Here is a 12,499-nt window from a genome sequence, read left to right on the forward strand (position 1 = left end):
GGCAACGGCGACGCCCCGCCCCGTTTCGGGCGGGGCGTCGCCGTTGCCCGGAAGGGAGCAGCCGATGCGCTGCCAGTACTGCAACGAAGACAAGCCGGACGTGACCGTCCGCCGCGACCCGTTCGCCTGGGAAGTCGGCGACCAGGACGTGCAGGAACCGATGTGCGATGCCTGCGAGCAGATCAGGTTCGAGGACTCCTGAATCCCCACTCCGGTCGCTCCGCCTGGCCTTCGCCTGCCCACCTGGGCGGGCGAAGGCCGGACAGGCCGACCGGCCCTGCACCACATGCCATCGCGACGTTCTCAACTCGGAGGTAGCACCGTGCTGTTAGGCAAGCACACCCCCACCCGCTACGAGATCAGCATCACCCCGGTCGCCCCCGCCCGGCGGCCCCTATGGCTGAACGCCCTGCTCATCTTGCTCCTGTCCGGCGTCGCCGTCCTCGTCAGCCACAGCGACGAGGACAACGCCACCCCGAACCGGCCCCCGCACACGCAGACCGCTGACGACCGCCCGCACGGCCAGGACTAGCCCTGAACGGAGACGCCATGGACCACGCCGCTCAAAGCCAGGCCATCGCCCTGCTCCTCGGTCACGCCGAGACCAGCGGCGAGATCGATGCGCTGGCCCGTATCGCGCGTCGGGCGGGCTTTCCGTGGACCTGCCCGGCCTGCCAACTCGACAACTACCCGAACAAGCAGGCCTGCTGCGGCAAGCGCCGTCCGGCCGACGGCTTGGCGGCCTGACACCGCCGTATCCGGGGCGGCCTGCCACATCTCGCCAAAGAACTGCTGACCGCCCCGGCACCCCCGTCTCTTCGAGAGAAACAGGAGAACTCCAGCATGGCCCCTTGTGCCCCGCCCCCGCGAGCCCCTCGCCAGCCGCAGCCGACCCGGCTGCTGGCCACCGCGCTCGCACTCGCCTTGCAGGGCATCCCCGTTTTGCCGCTGCGTGTGGGCAAGGCCCCCTTCAACAACTGCCCGGCCTGCGCCAAGAACACGTGCGGCGGCCGCCCCAACATGAAGCAGGCCGGGCCCTGCACCTGCCCGGCCCCCTGCCACGCCTGGGCTGCCGCAACCACCGACCCCGACACCCTCACCTCCACCGCCTGGGCGGCCGCCTGGCGGCGCGCCAACGCGGTGGCCTACCACCCCGGCGGGGCACGGCTGACCGTCGTCGACCTCGACAACGCCGACGCCATCGCCTGGGCCCACGCTCACCTACCGCGCACCCGCACCGTCCCCACCACACGCGGTCAGCACTGGATCTACCTGGGCACCATGCCCTCCGCCAACGGCGTACGACCCGGAATCGACATCAAATCCCGCATGTCCTACGCACGGTGGCTCGGGCCCGGCACCGGCCACCCCACCGCCCTGCCCGACACCGTCCGGGCGCTCTCCGTGAAGCTCGCCCCGATCCGGCCCTTGCCCCAGCCCGCCACCGCGTCCGCCCCGGACGGCGAGGGGGCCTGCCCGCATCGCACCCCGGCCTACCTGGCCCGCGGCCTTGCGATGGCGGAGGAGCGCATCACCGCGGCCGCCAGTGGCGTGCACGCCACCGTCTATCGCACCTTCCTGGCCGTGCTCTCCAAGCACGGCCGGTGCGGCTGCCTCACCGACACCCACGTCGGGCGCCTGTTCACCGCTGCGCAGGCCAAGGGCGAAACCGTGCGGCACTGCACCGACGCCTGGAACAACGCCCGCGCGCAGTTGGGACTGTGATCGTGTCCGACGAGGAGAAGGACCCGGCGCGCAAGGTCATCACCGACTACGCGCAGACCCACTTCCGGTACTTCCGCACGGTCGACGGCACCGTGTACGCCCAGCGCACCGGCCACCCCGTGGCCCGCCCCATCCGCTCCCAGGGCACCACCGGGAGCCACCGCCAAGAACTCATGGTCGGCCTCTTCCGCGACGGGGTCGGCGTCTTCAACGGAACCGCCCTCAAGGAGGCGTTGGACTTGATCGAAGCACTCGCGCTCACCGAGCAGGTACAGCCCACGCACATCCGTGTCGCCCCCGGCTTCGACGGTGCCACCTGGTTGGACCTGGGCCGCGACGACGGACAGTCCGTGCGTATCCACCCCACCGGCTGGGACATCCGCGTCCCCGACCCCGAAGAGGTCTGCTGGCGGCGCACCCAGCTGACCGGCGAACTCCCCATCCCCACCCGGGACACGGGCGGCAAGGGCCTGGATCTGCTGCTGCGGCTGTGCAACTTCGCCGACGCCCAGACCGAGTGCCTGGCCATCGCCTGGCTCATCGGCTGCCTCGAACCGTCCGTCCCCGTCCCGGCCCCGTTCCTCACCGGACCGCAGGGCGCGGGCAAGTCGACCGCCGGACGGATGCTCATCCGCATCATCGAGGGCATGAGCGGCGACCTGCGCCGCGCACCCAGGGATGAAGAGAACATGATCACGGCTGTAGCCGCCGGATGGATCACCGCCCTGGACAACCTCTCGCACCTGCCCCCGGACCTGTCCGACCTCATGTGCTGCGTCATCACCGGAGCCGAGAGCATCAAACGCGCCCTGTTCACCGACGGCGACGTCGTCCGCTCCCGCTACCGCCGCCCGATGCTGCTCACCGGCATCGACGTCGGCGTCATCCGCCCCGACCTCGCCGAACGCCTCCTCACCCTGCGCCTGGAACGCCCCCAGGTCCGGCGCACCGAAGCGGAACTGTGGGCGGAGTACGCCGAGATCCTGCCCACCGTCCTCGGCTCCCTGCTCGACCTCACCGTCAAGGTCCGCGCGGCCGAAGCGGAAACCCCCACCGACCTGCGCATGGCCGACTTCGCCCACCTGTGCGCCCAGCTCGACGCGGCCATGAGCTTCGGGACCCTGGCCGCCTACCGGGCCAGCCTGGACGACCTGAACGACGACGTCATCGAAGGCGACCTGCTCGCGCAGACCGTCCTGCAGCACGCCGCCTCACTCGCCCCGGGCGAGGAGGCACGGATGACGTCGGCCGAGTGGCTGCACTGCCTCACCACCCTCTACAGCGGCGAGGACTGCCGCCCCCTGCCCAAGGGCTGGCCCGCCACCGGCAAAGTGCTCTCCGACCGGCTGCGGCGCATCCAGCCCACCCTGGCCGCCCGCGGCGTCCTGGTCGAATGGGGCCGCACCCGCGCCGCCCGCTACATCGAGATCAGCCGCCCCACCCCGAAGCCGCCGCACGAGCAGCAGTTCAGGTTCTGACCACCGCCCCGTCCGGGCGGACAAGCAAGAGGAGCACGCCACGCCGCGGGGTGCTCCTCTTGCTGTTCGGCGGCGCCAGCCGCCCTGCACAAGACGCGCCGCGAAGCGGCCCGCTCTTCACGCTCTAAGCAGCGACGTACGACCACAGAAACCACCCCCTTTTTTTCCTAAGTAGGGAAGATCTGCGTCACGGCGTCACCACGGCTCGACAGACGGCCGCTGACCAGCACAGACACCGGTGACGCAGACGGCGAATCCTGCGTCACCCCGCGTCACCCACGTCACCCCATGGCCGGAGCCTGTGTCACCGGTGACGCAAGCCCCACCCTGCCGCGTCATCCAAACCCGCAGGTCAGAGACCTGATTGACGCAGGTGACGCGATGACGCAGAAATCCGCACCTAGGACACGAGTCCGCACCTGAGGGACAACGACCGCCACACGACACATCCCCGAGGACCCCATGAGCCGATCCCGTCCCGCACAAGTCGATCCTCGCGCCACTCTTCGCGGCGGTCTCCCCGACCGCTACCTGACCCCCATCGACATCGCCGCGATGTTCGAGGTACCGCTGGAAACCGTCTACCAGTGGCGCAAGAAGCGCACCGGCCCGCCCGGCTTCCGCGTCGGCAAGCACGTGCGCTACGACCCCGCCGACGTCCGCGCCTACGTCGTGCAGCAGCGGCAAGCCGACGCTGACGCGGCGTAGTCCCGCCCTCTCCGTTCCCCAAGGGAAGGCCGCCTCGGTGGCCTTCCCTTCTGCATGAGGAGACATAGTCACCACATGGCCGGCCACGTCCAAGACCGCTGGTACAAGACCGAACCCGGCGCCGACGGCAAGAACGTACGGGCCAAGACCGACCGCCACGGAGTCGGGCAGCGCTACCGCGCCCGCTACGTAGCCCCCGACGGCTCCGAGAAGTCCAAGAGCTTTCCCGACGGACAGAAGCGGCTCGCCGAGAAGTGGCTCACCGATCTCGCATCCGACATGTCGCGCGGCAACTACATCGATCCTCGCGCGGCCCGGATCACCTTCAAGAGCTACGCCGAGAAGTGGCTCCAGGCTCACACCGCCGACGTGTCCAGCCGGATCGCGACCGAGCAGCGGCTACGCCTGCACGCATTTCCCATCCTCGGCTCGCGCCCGCTCGACTCGTTCCGCCCGGAGCACATCCGAAAGCTCGTCAGCACCCTGGCCAGCAACCCCGCCGTAAGCGGCGGATACGCACGCAACATCTACGGCGACGTCCGAGCCATCCTCAGCGCAGCCGTCGACGACGGCCTACTCCCCCGCAATCCATGCTCCGCAAGATCTGTCCGACCCCCATCGGGAGAAAGGCGGCGCGTCGTGCCGTGGCTTCCTTCGCAAGTGTCCGCTGTCCGCGCTGCACTCTCCGAGAGGTACCGAGCCATGGTGGACGCGGGCAGCGGATGCGGCCTTCGGCAAGGGGAAATCGTGGGGCTCGCCGAGGACGCACTCGACTTCGGGTCGGCCACCCTGCGAGTGATCCGGCAGGTGAAGCTGGTCCGGGGCACGGCCGTGTTCGCACCGCCGAAGGGCAACAAGGAACGCGACGTACCGCTGCCGCGGTCTGTCGCCGAAGCCATGCGCGTCCACATGGGCTCGTTCAAACCGGTGGAGATCACACTCCCCTGGCGCACGCCGGACGGTCCCTCGGTGTCGGCCCGCCTGCTGTTCACGAACGCCGCCGACGGGATCGTCTGGCGCAGCAACTTCAACATCCAGGAGTGGAAGCCAGCGCTCGCCGCCGCCGGCCTTATCCCCGAAGCCGACGCCAACGGCAAGCACCAGTCGGCCCGCGAGCACGGCATGCACGCCCTGAGGCACTTCTACGCGTCCGTTCTGCTTGACGCCGGCGTGAGCGTAAAGGCCGTCAGCCATCATCTGGGGCACTCCGACCCCGGCCTGACACTCCGGGTGTACGCACACCTGATGCCGAGCAGCGACGACCGGACCCGCGCGGCCATCGAGAGGACTGCGCCCATGCCGCTCGCCTACGACGTGCGAAGTCCGCTGGACATCCCGTCCGGCGCGTTCCGCGACGGTGTGGCCGTCTTCCATGTGCATGGCGCCCGCTACGGCGGTCAGTGGCTCCTCGGCGCGATGACCACGGCGAAGGGGCCCACGTTCGGCGAGATCATGACGGCAGCGAGCACCAACCCCAACCACGCAGTCGACACGGCCGACGCCTGGGTCCGCGAGTACTGCGGCAGCCACGGCCTGGAGCTGCTGAAGGCCGAGAACCTCAACGAGCGGTTCCCGGTGGACCAGCGGCCGTATCAATCCCTCGCCCGGTACTTCGTAGCTCGCGTCCCCAAGAGCGCTGCGGAGTGGTCCGGCCTGGAGGACTGATCCTGCTCTGACGGCCCAGAGACGGCCCACACCGACGAAAACGGCCCCCTACCGACGCTAAAAGCGCAGGTAGGGGGCCGTTCTCTACCCGAATTACGCGAGTTCTCCGGGTACAGGCATGGTCCTTCCAGTGTCGCAGACATACGACAAGGGGCTCGCCGCCCTGTGGACAACGAACCCCTCACGTACATCTACGCAGGTCAGACCCCGTATCAGCTGGTCCCGACGAAGGCCACGAGCAGCAGCCACACCACCGGCGCCGTCGGCAGCAGGGAGTCCAGGCGGTCCATGATGCCGCCGTGGCCGGGCAGCAGCGTGCCCATGTCCTTGATGCCGAGGTCCCGCTTGATCATCGACTCGCCGAGGTCGCCGAGCGTGGCGCTCGCCGCGACCGCGAAGCCGATCACGAGGCCCTGCCACCACGCACCGTCGTCGATCAGGAACTGAAGGCACAGCGCGCCCGCGGCCATCGCGAAGGTGACCGCGCCGACCAGGCCCTCGCGGGTCTTGCCGGGGCTGATGCGCGGGGCCAGCTTGTGCTTGCCGAAGCGCCAGCCGATCGCGTACGCACCCGTGTCGCTGACCACGGTCAGGAGCAGGAAGGTGAGCACCCGCTGCGCACCGTCGTCCGCGGTGAGCATCAGCGCCACGAAGGTGGCGAGGAAAGGCACGTAGAAGGCGGCGAAGACGCCCGCCGTGACGTCCTTCAGATAGCCCTCGGGCGGCTCGGTCATCCGCCAGACCAGGACGGCGAGCGCGGTGAGCGCCATCGCGACCCACGCGCCCTCGGCCCCGCGGACGTACCCGGCGACGACCATCGCCGCGCCGCCCACCGCGAGCGGCACGAGCGGCGCCTTGATGCCCTTGCGCTCCTCGAGCCGGGAGGTGAGCTCCCAGAGACCGACCACGACGGCGACCGCTATGACGCCGATGAAGACGGCCTTGACGATGAACAGCGACGCGATGATCACCGCGCCGAGTCCCACACCGACTCCTATGGCTGCCCCGAGATCGCGGCCCGCGCTCTTCTTCTGCGGTGCTGCCGGGGCGGGCTGCGGCTGTGGTGCGCTGGGCATGGGCTCCTGCGGAGGCTCGTCACGGAACAGGGGGCCGCCCATCCGAGTGGCCCCCCGGTCGTCGTCCTGGTCTCCGCCGTTCACGGGTACGTCGGGCACGATGGGCATGGGCTGCGTCTCAGACGGAAACAGCGCGTCCTGCGCATCGTACGCGGGACCTGGCGGGGTCGCCCCCTGGCCGGGCCCCTGGTAGGACGGCCCCGAATACCCGGATCTGGGCGGCGCCCCCCAGGAAGAGTCGTTCACGGATGGATTCCCTGATTCCTCGGACTCGAGCCTCGGCTCAGACTTCGAGCAGCTCGGCTTCCTTGTGCTTGAGCAGCTCGTCCACCTGGGCGACGTACTTCGCGGTGGTGTCGTCGAGCTCCTTCTCGGCGCGGCGTCCCTCGTCCTCGCCGACGTCGCCGTCCTTGATCGCCTTGTCGAAGGCCTCCTTGGCCTTGCGACGGATCGACCGGATCGAGATCTTGGAGTCCTCGGCCTTGGTCTTGGCGACCTTGATGTACTCCTTGCGGCGGTCCTGGGTGAGCTCGGGGAAGGTCACCCGGATGATGTTGCCGTCGTTGCTCGGGTTGACGCCGAGGTCGGAGTCCCGGATGGCCTGCTCGATGTTGCGCAGCGCGCTCTTGTCGAACGGGGTCACCACGGCCATCCGCGGCTCGGGCACCGAGAACGAGGCCAGCTGGTTGATCGGCGTCAGCGCGCCGTAGTAGTCAGCCACGATCTTGTTGAACATCGCCGGGTGCGCACGGCCGGTGCGGATCGCGGCGAAGTCCTCCTTGGCGACCACGACGGCCTTCTCCATCTTCTCCTCGGCCTCGAGGAGGGTCTCTTCGATCACCACTTGCTCCTGCGTGTCTTGAGTGGCCCGGCTAGCACGGGGCGGCCGGCTGCGTCGCGTCTCTTTCCTGCACGGTGTCCGACCGGCAGGCCTTTGTCCATCCCCTCAAGGGCCGTCTCGCGTACGTTCCTTGAGGCTGGCCCAGGTCCTTCGGGGTCAGGCCCGGCTCCCCTGGTCGCCCACGAGTGTGCCGATCTTCTCACCCTTGACGGCCCGCGCGATATTGCCCTCGGAGAGCAGCTCGAAGACCAGGATGGGCAGCTTGTTGTCCCGGCACAGCGTGATCGCGGTCATGTCGGCGACCTTGAGGTCGCGGGTGATGACCTCGCCGTAGCCGAGGGAGTCGTACTTCACCGCGTCGGGGTTGGTCTTCGGGTCGGAGTCGTAGACGCCGTCCACGCCGTTCTTGCCCATCAGCAGCGCCTCGGCGTCGATCTCCAGGGCGCGCTGCGCGGCGGTGGTGTCGGTGGAGAAGTACGGCATGCCCATGCCGGCGCCGAAGATGACCACGCGGCCCTTCTCCAGGTGGCGCACGGCACGCAGCGGAATGTACGGCTCCGCGACCTGTCCCATCGTGATGGCGGTCTGGACGCGGCAGTCGATGCCTTCCTTCTCCAGGAAGTCCTGCAGCGCGAGGCAGTTCATGACGGTGCCGAGCATGCCCATGTAGTCGGAGCGGGCCCGGTCCATGCCGCGCTGCTGGAGCTCGGCACCGCGGAAGAAGTTGCCTCCGCCGATGACGATGGCGATCTGGGCGCCGTCACGGACGACGGCGGCGATCTCGCGGGCGATGGCGTGCACCACGTCGGGGTCGACCCCGAGGCCGCCCCCACCGGCGAACGCCTCGCCGGAGAGCTTCAGCAGGAAGCGTCCGGCAACTTTGCCGTCATCGCTCTTCGAGTCGGCCTGGGTGGTCATGTGGTTCTCGCTTCTCTTACTCGGCACACATACGAAGAAGGCCACTGCCGGTGGGGTGTCGTTCGCATCCCATGCTCGGCAGTGGCCTCCTCGTCAGATCCTGCGGTCGTACGTCGCGCACGAGGACCGTACGCGGGCGACCGCTGTCGACCCTATCTGGGTCTACCGTCGATCGCGGTACGGACTCAGATGCCGACCTTGATGCGCGAGAAGCGCTTCAGGGTGACACCGGCCTCGGCGAGAACCTTCTCGACCGACTTCTTGTTGTCCAGCGCGTACGGCTGACCGAGGAGGGTGGCCTCCTTGAAGAAGCCGTTGACGCGACCCTCGACGATCTTCGGGAGGGCGGCCTCGGGCTTGCCCTCGGCGCGGGTGGTCTCCTCGGCGACGCGGCGCTCGGACTCGACGACGTCGGCCGGGACGTCCTCACGCGAGAGGTACTTCGGCGCGAAGGCGGCGATGTGCTGGGCGATGCCCTTGGCGACGTCGGCGTCGGCCTTGTCCAGCTCGACGAGGACACCGATCTGCGGGGGCAGGTCGGGCATCGTGCGGTGCATGTACGCGGAGACGTAGGCGCCCGAGAACTGCGCGAAGCGGTCCAGGACGATCTTCTCGCCGAGGTTGGCGTTGGCCTCGTCCACGTACGCCTGGACGGTCTTGCCGGCCTCGATCTCGGACGCGAGCAGCGCGTCGAGGTCGGCCGGGGACGTCTTGGCGATGTGGGCGGCGAGGTTGTTCGCGACGGCCTGGAACTTCTCGCCCTTGGCGACGAAGTCCGTCTCGCACTTCAGCTCGACGATGACACCGGAGGTGTTGTCGTCGGCGATGAGGGAGACCACGGCGCCGTTCTCGGCGGAACGGCCCTCGCGCTTGGCGACGCCCTTCTGGCCCTTGATGCGGAGCGCCTCGACGGCCTTGTCGACGTTGCCCTCGGCCTCGTCGAGCGCCTTCTTGCAGTCCATCATGCCGGCGCCCGTGAGCTCACGGAGCTTCTTGACGTCAGCGGCGGTGTAGTTCGCCATGATCGAAAATTCTCTCTCGAAGTCTGAAAGATCTACGGAGGTCTACGGGTGAACGGCGGGGGCCGATCGGGCCCCCGCCGTCAACTACCGAACCTGTGAGGTCAGGCCTGCTCGGCGTCCGCGGCCGCGGCGGGGGCCTCGGCCTGCTCGGCGTCGGCGGCCTTCTCCGTCTCGGCGGACTTCTGAACCTCGGCGTCGGCAGCCTTCGGCTCCTCGGCCTTGGGCTCGTCGGCCTTCTTCTCGCCCTCGAGCAGGTCGCGCTCCCACTCGGCGAGCGGCTCGCCCTGGGCCTTCTCGCCCGGCTTCGAGTCACCGGCGGCAACGCCGGAACGGGCGATGAGGCCCTCGGCGACGGCGTCGGCGATCACGCGGGTGAGCAGGGTGACGGAGCGGATCGCGTCGTCGTTGCCCGGGATCTTGTAGTCGACCTCGTCGGGGTCACAGTTGGTGTCGAGGATGGCGACGACCGGGATGTTGAGCTTCCGGGCCTCGCCGACCGCGATGTGCTCCTTCTTGGTGTCCACGATCCAGACGGCGCTGGGCACCTTCTGCATCTCGCGGATACCACCGAGGGTCTTCTCCAGCTTGGCCTTCTCGCGCGAGAGCACGAGAAGCTCCTTCTTGGTGAGACCCGAAGCGGCGACGTCCTCGAAGTCGATCTGCTCGAGCTCCTTGAGGCGCTGCAGACGCTTGTAGACGGTCGAGAAGTTGGTGAGCATGCCGCCCAGCCAGCGCTGGTTGACGTAGGGCATGCCGACGCGGGTGGCCTGCTCCGCGATGGCCTCCTGCGCCTGCTTCTTCGTGCCGACGAACATGACCGTGCCGCCGTGGGCAACGGTCTCCTTGACGAACTCGTAGGCGCGGTCGATGTACGACAGCGACTGGAGCAGGTCGATGATGTAGATGCCGTTGCGCTCCGTGAAGATGAAGCGCTTCATCTTCGGGTTCCAGCGACGGGTCTGGTGACCGAAGTGGACGCCGCTTTCCAGCAGCTCCCGCATCGTGACGACGGCCATGGCCGTTCTCCTTGAGAATCTCGGTTGTGCCGCGTGTGCCGGACGGCACACGCGCCTGACGCCCGCTGTGCGCCTTGCCACTAGGGACCGAGGGGCGCTGACACCGGCTGTTTCATGGCCTGGTGTCGGGGCGTGCGAAGTCGACCCGGTGACCCGGATCGCCACAAGAAGTGTACGGGACCCGCGAGGTACCGGGTGACGCCGCTTCCCTTGACCAGGTGACGGCGCTTCCGCCGCTCGGGTGGCGGAGCTCCCCCGGCACGGGCGGCGGCTCCTCCTGCACGGGCGGCAGCTCCCCCTGCACGGGTGACGGGGATATCCACAACCGGCCGGTCGTCCACAGAATCGGACCATGATCCCCACGGGCGGGCCCGGCACGGGACGGTTCTCGCATGCGCCCTGAACTGCTGCTGCCGACGCTGGCGGCCCTGCTCGTGACCTTCCTGACCCCGGCCTCGACCTGGCCGGTGGGCACCGGACCCGCGGTCGTCCGCGGCTGGAGCCCTCCGGCGACCGCGTACGGCGCGGGCCATCGCGGCGTGGACCTGGCCGCCGCCCCGGGCGCCGCGGTGCGCGCGGTGGCGCCGGGCCGCGTCTCCTTCGCGGGCCGGGTGGCGGGCCGAGGCGTCGTCGTGGTGGAGCTGGACGGCACGGGGGATCCGCCCCTGCGCACGACGTACGAACCGGTGCGGGCCACGGTGAAGAAGGGCGCAGAGGTCGCGGCGGGCGCCCCGGTGGGCTTCCTGGAGCGCCCGACGGGCCACTGCCCGACGAGCTGCCTCCACTGGGGCCTGCGCAGAGCCGAGACCTACCTGAACCCCATGACGCTCCTGCCACCGTGGCTGCTGCACCACGGCCCCTCACGCCTGCTGCCGACACAGGGACCGCTGCGACCACCCCCGTACGCCCAGGGGCGAGGGCAGTACGTCTACGGGCGAGAGCTGGACGCCTACGGACGAGGACTCAGCCCCGGACTCCCCGCAGCGCCATGGTCACGGCTGCCTCCGTGATGGCGTCCGGCTGCTCCGCCACCCCGAGCTCGATGCGCCGCACCGCGGCGTCCACGATGCCCTGCAGCAGCATCGCGGCCATCCGGGGCTGCTCGTGCCCCAGCTCCTCGAGCGCCTCGACGATCATCGCGATGAGGCCGCCGTGCGCGGCGCGGATCTTCTCCCGCGCCCCGGCGTCGAGCTCGCTCGCGGAGATGGCGACCACGGCGCGGTGCCGCCGGTCCCCGACCAGGGCCAGCTGCCGCCGCACATAGGCCTCGACCTTGCCCTCGGCCGATTCCGCGCACTCCATCGCCGCCGAGACCTCCGCCGCCCAGACGGGGAAGTCGACCTCGCACAGCTCTTCGACCACGGCCGCCCGCGACCGGAAGTACTCGTACACGGAGGACCGGGCGAGCCCGGTGCGCTCGGCGAGTGCGGGGAAGGTCAGCGCCTCCGTACCGCCTTCGGACAGCAGGGAACGCGCAGCGTCCAGCAGGGCGCCGCGCTGCATCGACCGGTGCTCGGCCACGGAGGCCGCTCGAATCCTTGGCACAGCTCCACTTTACGGACGGGACGCCGTGGGCGGGAGGCGCTCCCGCGCTCACACCCTCCGGGCAGGGACGATTCAGCGCGCTCAGCGGCCAAAACTCGCCAGCTTCGCGCGCAGCTGCAGCACGGACTTGGTGTGGATCTGACTCACCCGGCTCTCGGTCACCCCGAGTACGTTGCCGATCTCGGCGAGCGTCAGGCCCTCGTAGTAGTAGAGCGTCACGACGGTCTTCTCACGCTCCGGCAGCGTGTTGATGGCCCGCGCGAGCAGCCTGCGCAGCTCCCGGTCCTCGGCGACCTCGACGGGGTTGTCGGCCGCGTGGTCCTCGAGCGTGTCCATCAGACTGAGCCGGTCGCCACCGTCGCCCCCGACGTGCAGCAGCTCTTCGAGCGCCACCACGTTCGCGAGCGACAACTGGCTGAAAACCGCGTGCAGTTCCTCCAGCGCGATCCCCATCTCGGCGGCGACCTCGGTCTCCGAGGGGGTACGCCGCAGCTGCGCCTCCAGC

13 protein-coding genes and 2 pseudogenes are annotated in these 12,499 nt (G+C 69.4%); 8 read left to right on the forward strand and 7 right to left on the reverse strand.

Annotation, left to right across the window (positions count from 1 at the left end; genetic code table 11):
- From AOK03_RS42565 to AOK03_RS16025, 7 genes and pseudogenes are all read left to right on the forward strand, one after another.
- Nucleotides 1-202: pseudogene (locus AOK03_RS42565) on the forward strand (hypothetical protein); the annotation flags it as partial.
- A 120-nt stretch (nucleotides 203-322) separates the two neighbouring features.
- Nucleotides 323-532 carry a hypothetical protein gene (locus AOK03_RS16000; protein WP_055565934.1) on the forward strand — a complete coding sequence of 70 codons (210 nt, stop codon included), beginning with the start codon at nucleotides 323-325 and terminating at the stop codon, nucleotides 530-532.
- Between the two features lie 17 nt (nucleotides 533-549).
- On the forward strand, nucleotides 550-747 hold the full coding sequence (locus AOK03_RS16005; protein ID WP_055565935.1) for a hypothetical protein: 198 nt from the start codon (nucleotides 550-552) through the stop codon (nucleotides 745-747).
- A gap of 96 nt (nucleotides 748-843) precedes the next feature.
- A complete protein-coding gene (locus AOK03_RS16010) occupies nucleotides 844-1,725 on the forward strand; it encodes a bifunctional DNA primase/polymerase (protein ID WP_055565936.1) in 882 nt (293 codons plus the stop codon).
- Nucleotides 1,726-1,727: 2 nt separating this feature from the next.
- Nucleotides 1,728-3,203, forward strand: coding sequence for an ABC transporter ATP-binding protein (locus AOK03_RS16015; RefSeq protein WP_055565942.1), 1,476 nt, complete (start codon nucleotides 1,728-1,730; stop codon nucleotides 3,201-3,203).
- 462 nt (nucleotides 3,204-3,665) lie between these two features.
- Nucleotides 3,666-3,911, forward strand: coding sequence for a helix-turn-helix transcriptional regulator (locus tag AOK03_RS16020; RefSeq protein WP_055565937.1), 246 nt, complete (start codon nucleotides 3,666-3,668; stop codon nucleotides 3,909-3,911).
- A gap of 75 nt (nucleotides 3,912-3,986) precedes the next feature.
- Nucleotides 3,987-5,198: pseudogene (locus AOK03_RS16025) on the forward strand (tyrosine-type recombinase/integrase); the annotation flags it as partial.
- A 590-nt stretch (nucleotides 5,199-5,788) separates the two neighbouring features.
- Here the strand turns inward: AOK03_RS16025 and AOK03_RS16030 are convergent.
- From AOK03_RS16030 to rpsB, 5 genes are all read right to left on the reverse strand, one after another.
- Nucleotides 5,789-6,898 (reverse strand): phosphatidate cytidylyltransferase, encoded by a 1,110-nt coding sequence (locus AOK03_RS16030; protein ID WP_079074750.1) that lies wholly within the window; start codon nucleotides 6,896-6,898, stop codon nucleotides 5,789-5,791.
- A gap of 37 nt (nucleotides 6,899-6,935) precedes the next feature.
- Complete coding sequence (gene frr, locus AOK03_RS16035; protein ID WP_055565944.1) at nucleotides 6,936-7,493, reverse strand: ribosome recycling factor; 558 nt, start codon at nucleotides 7,491-7,493, stop codon at nucleotides 6,936-6,938.
- Between the two features lie 156 nt (nucleotides 7,494-7,649).
- Nucleotides 7,650-8,411 carry a UMP kinase gene (pyrH, locus tag AOK03_RS16040; protein ID WP_055565938.1) on the reverse strand — a complete coding sequence of 254 codons (762 nt, stop codon included), beginning with the start codon at nucleotides 8,409-8,411 and terminating at the stop codon, nucleotides 7,650-7,652.
- A gap of 185 nt (nucleotides 8,412-8,596) precedes the next feature.
- A complete protein-coding gene (gene tsf, locus AOK03_RS16045) occupies nucleotides 8,597-9,433 on the reverse strand; it encodes a translation elongation factor Ts (protein WP_055565939.1) in 837 nt (278 codons plus the stop codon).
- Between the two features lie 101 nt (nucleotides 9,434-9,534).
- Nucleotides 9,535-10,449 (reverse strand): 30S ribosomal protein S2, encoded by a 915-nt coding sequence (gene rpsB / locus AOK03_RS16050; RefSeq protein ID WP_055565940.1) that lies wholly within the window; start codon nucleotides 10,447-10,449, stop codon nucleotides 9,535-9,537.
- A 392-nt stretch (nucleotides 10,450-10,841) separates the two neighbouring features.
- Between rpsB and AOK03_RS16055 the strand changes: the two genes are divergently transcribed.
- Nucleotides 10,842-11,459, forward strand: a complete 618-nt coding sequence (locus AOK03_RS16055) for a peptidoglycan DD-metalloendopeptidase family protein (protein WP_079074751.1) — start codon at nucleotides 10,842-10,844, stop codon at nucleotides 11,457-11,459.
- On the opposite strand, the gene AOK03_RS16060 is transcribed toward AOK03_RS16055, so the two are convergent.
- Complete coding sequence (locus AOK03_RS16060) at nucleotides 11,413-11,970, reverse strand: TetR/AcrR family transcriptional regulator (RefSeq protein ID WP_055565941.1); 558 nt, start codon at nucleotides 11,968-11,970, stop codon at nucleotides 11,413-11,415. The two genes, AOK03_RS16055 and AOK03_RS16060, sit on opposite strands and share 47 nt — an antisense overlap.
- A gap of 105 nt (nucleotides 11,971-12,075) precedes the next feature.
- Nucleotides 12,076-12,499: sigma-70 family RNA polymerase sigma factor (locus AOK03_RS16065; RefSeq protein WP_157868958.1), on the reverse strand; the 424-nt coding region annotated here is incomplete at its 5' end.

This window comes from Streptomyces atriruber, assembly GCF_001418325.1.
Classification (GTDB): Bacteria; Actinomycetota; Actinomycetes; order Streptomycetales; family Streptomycetaceae; genus Streptomyces; species Streptomyces atriruber.